This window comes from Pseudomonas sp. JV245A (genome assembly GCF_032424515.1).
Lineage (GTDB): Bacteria > Pseudomonadota > Gammaproteobacteria > Pseudomonadales > Pseudomonadaceae > Aquipseudomonas > Aquipseudomonas protegens.
The window spans coordinates 1-4749 of record NZ_VYKE01000247.1 but is presented as its reverse complement, the minus strand read 5'-3'; the positions used below and the strand labels follow the sequence as shown (position 1 = coordinate 4749).

The 4749-nt window shown below is 66.8% G+C and carries 3 protein-coding genes; all 3 read right to left on the bottom strand.

The window, feature by feature from the left end; all coding sequences use genetic code 11:
- Positions 1–492 (bottom strand): LLM class flavin-dependent oxidoreductase (locus F6S12_RS29815; RefSeq protein ID WP_315869689.1); only part of this gene is annotated, 492 nt, incomplete at its 3' end.
- Positions 493–528: 36 nt separating this feature from the next.
- Positions 529–3108 (bottom strand): TonB-dependent receptor plug domain-containing protein, encoded by a 2580-nt coding sequence (locus tag F6S12_RS29810; RefSeq protein ID WP_315869688.1) that lies wholly within the window; start codon positions 3106–3108, stop codon positions 529–531.
- Between the two features lie 133 nt (positions 3109–3241).
- The coding region (locus F6S12_RS29805) for an ABC transporter substrate-binding protein (protein WP_409999868.1) at positions 3242–4749 on the bottom strand (1508 nt) is incomplete at its 5' end.

Here is a 4749-nt window from a genome sequence, read left to right as displayed (position 1 = left end):
CTTGACCGGGGAAAACGCGCCCTTGAGGTTGAAGTAGCGGCCTTCGAAGTCGAAGGGTTCTTCGGCGGTCCAGGTGCGGCGCACGATCTCCAGGTACTCGTCGGTGCGTCGATAGCGCTCGGTCTTGTCCAGCAGCGTGTCGCCTTCCTGGGGCTCGGCAGTGATGCCGGTAATAGCATGCAGGCGGATGCGCCCTCCGCCGGTGGTGTGGTCCAGGGTGGCGAAGGCCCGGGCCGCCACGGTGGGGGCGCTGAGGGCCGGGCGGTGGGCAATCATGAAGCCCAGGCGCTCGGTGTGGGCCGCGGCGTAGGCGGCAATCTGCAGGCTGTCGGCGCTGCCCGGGCCGCTGGCGATCAGCACTCGGTCAAAGCCCGCGTGTTCGTGGGCGCGCGCGTGCTCGCGGATGAATGCCAGGTCGAAGTCCGGGCTGCGCACGCCGCGGGTTTCGGACCATTGGCGGGGAAAGATCATGCCGACGAATTCAATGCTCATGGGGAGTGTCCTGAGGTCGCAGAAGAAGGAAAGTGCCTAGAAGCGGTAGTCCACCTGGGCCAGCACGGTGCGTCCGGGCATGGGCTGCAGGAAGGTGTTGGTGGAGCCGGCCAGGCCGCTGACGAAGTTCAGTTCGTTGGTCAGGTTGAGCACCCGCAGGGTGGTGCTCCACTGGGGCTGGCGGTAGTACAGGGCCAGGTCGAGGTTGTATTCGTCGGGGACCTTCACCGTCTTGCTCAGGTTCAGGTACCAGCTGCTGGTCCACCAGCCGGAGAGCTCGGCGCCAAAGCCCGAGTCGAAGCGGTAGTCGAGGTAGCCGCTGGCGGTGTACTCGGGGATCTGCACCGCGTCGAAGCGCCCGGAGGGCCGCTGGTTGAGGCTGTTGTTGTCGCCGAACACGGTGCCGTTGTCGGGGATGAACCCGGCGGAGGCGAAGCCGGCCTGGGAGGTGAATTCGTTGTAGGCGCTGAGCCGGGACAGGTTGAGGCCGCTGCGCAGGTGCGGGTCTGGCTGGTAGCGCAGGGTCGCCTCGGTGCCCTTGATGATCAGCCGGGCGATGTTGTTGTTGCTGTCCGGGGACTGGTCCCGGGCCTGCTTGAAGGTGGCCAGGGTCATGAACAGCTGGTCGGGGATGGCTTCGACCTTCAGCCCCAGTTCATGCAGCACGCTCAGGCTCTGGAACGCCAGGGGGTTGAGCTGGTTGGCGCCACTGCCGCTGCCCCAGCCCAGGCCGTTGGAGAAGAACCCGGTGTTGACCGCCAGGGAGCGGTCGAAGGTGTAGTACAGGGTGCTGTTCTCGGTGGGTTTGACGTAGGGGCTGACCTGGAACGCGAACAGCCGGTAGTTGTGGCTGTCGCGCCGGTCGCTGCCACCTGCAAGGACGAAGGGGTTGTCGATCCGGGCGTCGATCCAGCTGCGGCTGGCACCGATGTTCAGGCCCACCCGCTCGCCCAGGCGCAGGTTGTGCTGGCTGAACAGGGTCTTGGTGGTCCAGGTGCTTTCGGCGGTGTAGGGCGCCAGGGATTCGGCGTACAGGCCGTGGCCGGCGGGGTACATGGCCGCCAGGTTGAGCCAGCCGTAGTAGTTGGAGTATTGCGGCACCCCGGGTTGGCCGATCCAGGCGCCGTTGCCGCCGGCCGGGTTGCTGCCGGTGAGCCCCAGCAGGTCGCCGGGGTTCTTGCCCGAAGGGTCCAGGGTCAGGTCGTAGGCGTTGATGGTGGAGCCGAAATGATTGTTGGCGGCGATCGACTGGTTGAACTCGCGGCGGTAGATCAATCCACTGTTGCTGTCGTCCCGCAGGGTCAGGTCGCCGATCCGGGTTTCATTGCCCGAGCGCAGCTCGAAGCGGTTGTCCAGCAGGTTGTCCCGGGATTGCACCTGGAACGCCCCGACCGCGTCGGTGAGGTCCCGGGAGCGCTGGTAGAAGGTGCTGTTGGCCAGGGTCACGCTGGGGGACAGGTCGCCCTCGATGCGCAGTTGGGTGGTGAAGCGCCGTGAACTGCTCTGGTCTTCGCCGCGCTGGCCGGCCTGTGGCGACAGGGAAGTCAAGCCGTTGCCCGCCAGGCTCGGGTCATAGACCCAGCCGCGCAGGGTGCCGGGGCTGGCCTGGGTGTTGGGCGAGGCCGCCTGGAAGCTGCCATCCACCACGCTGTACTGGCCCTGGGCGTTGCGCTGGCGCTGCACCCAGCCCAGGGTCGGGGCATTGGCGGCACCGGAGGCCAGCACCGGCGACCACAGGGTATTGCCGTTCTGGATGATCGGCGTGGCGCGGCCGGCATAGTACTTGCCGCTGTCCACCAGTTGCTGGGTGGCGCGGTTCCAGCCGTGGGTGATGTTGTAGTCGTAGTAGTTGTCGTAGCTGGCGTTCCAGTCCACCCGTAGGTTGTCGTTGCGCCAGGCCAGGGCCCCGTAGAAGGCATCGAAATTGTTGTCGACGTTGTCGTAGTAGTCCTGCTGGCGCTGCTGGGTGATGCTCACCCGGTAGGCCAACTGGTCGCTCAGGGGGCCGGTGTTGTCGAGGCTGAACTTGCGCGAGTCGCGGGACTGGCCGTCCGGCACCCAGGCACCGAGCTCGCCGCTCAGACGGGTCTTGAACCCGCTGAAATCGGGTTTCTTGCTCAGGTAGTTGACGTAGCCGCCGCTGCCGGACACCGAACCGTAGGTCACCGAAGAAGGCCCGGCGACGATGTCCGCGCCCTCGTAGGCGTTGAAGTTGGCCGGATGGCGTACGCCATAGGCGCGTTGGCCGTCCTGGAACACTTCCGAGCCCTGGGCACGGAACTGCGGGGCGATACCGGCGTTCTGCCCGCCACCGCGGGTGATCCCCGGGGCGTACTTGACCAGGTCGTCGGCGCTGCGGATCGGGTCGTTGGCCAGTTGTTCGGCGTTGACCTGGGTGATCGAGCGCGGGGTGTCCAGGACCTGGGTTTCGGTGCCGCCATACACCGAGGTCGGTGGCCGGGTGGGCAGGGCATCGTCATCGGCCTGGCTGCTGGCCTGGACGGTGACGGTTTGCAACTGGGTATCGGCGGCGAAGAGCGGCGGCGCCAGGGAAGAAAACACCACTACGGCCAGGGCCGGGCCGAATGCGGGGCGAGCGAAGGCGTTGGAGGGCATGGCACATGAGCCTCATATTGAATCGCATGAATGTTCTGTAGGAGCCGGCTTGCCGGCGAAGAGGGCCTGGAGGCTCGCGGTGCTCTTGCGGGCGCCTTCGCTGGCAAGCCAGCTCCTACGGTCGGGCGGTGGGTCAGGCGCTGTTGTTGAGCCACAACCTTTCGAAACGCCAGGTGCTGAACAGCGACTGTTCTTCCCGGGCGCCGCCCACGCGGGTGGAGATGCTGTCCAGCAGATCGGCGTAGCCCCAGATCAGCATGCCGCCCCGTTCGTACTGGATCTGCTGGGCCTGGTGCACCAGGGCCGTGCGTCGTTGCAGGTCGGGTTGGGCCATGGCCGCGAGAAACACCTCGCTGAACTGCGGGTCGTTGAAGTGGGTCTTGTTGGACACGGCAAAGGGCGCGTCGGTGTGGATCGCGCTGGCCAGGAACGGCGCGCCGATGCTGCCGCCGGTGCTCAGGGTCCAGTCGTTGCGTTGCGGGCCCTGGAAGGTCGCCAGGTCCACCTGGCGGACCTTGAGGGTCACGCCGATGCGCTTGGCCTGTTCGGCCAGCACCAGGGCCGAGGTCAGGGCCGGCCCCGGGGTGGTCACCAGTTCCAGCTCGAGGTTTTCCTGGCCGGCCTCCTTGAGCAGTTGCGCCGCACGCTGCGGGTCGTGGGGGCGGGGCCCCAGGCTGTGGTTGAAGGTCGGGTCGCTGGGGGCATAGAGGTCGTTGGCCACCCGGCCCTGGCCGTTCAGGGCGCGGCGCACCAGCTCCTCGCGATCCGCCAGCAGGCGGAAGGCCTGGCGCACCCTTGGGTCGTTGAACGGCGGCTTGTCCAGGTTCATGTCGAAGGACAGCCAGTTGCCGGTCACCGATTTCAGCAGCCGCACCCGCGGGTCGCGCTGCAGGACTTGCAACTGTTCGGTGGGCATCACGTTGGCCATGTCGATCTGCCCGGAACGCAGGGCCGCCAGGCGCGCCACCTGATCCTTGAAGTCGATGATCTCCAGTTCGTCGGCGTAGGGCTGGCCGTCCTTGTAGTAGTTGTCGAAGCGGGTGAACAGCGAGCGCTGGCCGGGGGTGAAGCTTTTCAGCTTGTAGGGGCCGGCACCCACCGGGTTGGTCACCGGGTGATAGTCCACCGGGACGATGCCACCGAAGTTGACCCAGGTTTCCGCCAGGGGCATGTAGCTGCGGCCCTCGCGAAAGCTCAGGCGCACAGTGCGCTCATCGAGCTTTTGCAGGTTGTCGCGATCCACCCAGTGCAGCAGCGCCGCGTAGGGCGAGGCCAGCTGTGGGTCGGTGAGGCGGCGGATGGAGAAGATCAGGTCATCGGCGTCGATGCTCTTGCCGTGGTGGAATTCCAGGCCCTGGCGCAGGCGCAGGGTCCAACTGCTGGCATCGGCATTGGGTTCGGCAAACTCCGCCAGGGCCAGGCGCGGTTGCATCTGCTCGTCCCATTCCCAGAGTTTGCTGTACAGCGCGAAGCCTCGGACGATGCCGCTGCCGATGGGTTTGTGGGCGTCCAGGTTGCCGCTCTGGTTGCCGTCGAGAATCCCCAGGCGCAGGCGCCCGCCGTAGCGCGGCTGGTCGCTGGCGACCGTGCCCGGGGCGCTGGAATTGTCCGCGTCGCAACCGGCCAGCAGGCCGCTGCCCA

Coding starts and splice junctions, on each gene's coding strand:
- F6S12_RS29810 (WP_315869688.1), bottom strand. CDS start 3,108: ATGCCCTCCAACGCCTTCGCTCGCCCCGCATTCGGCCCGGCCCTGGCC.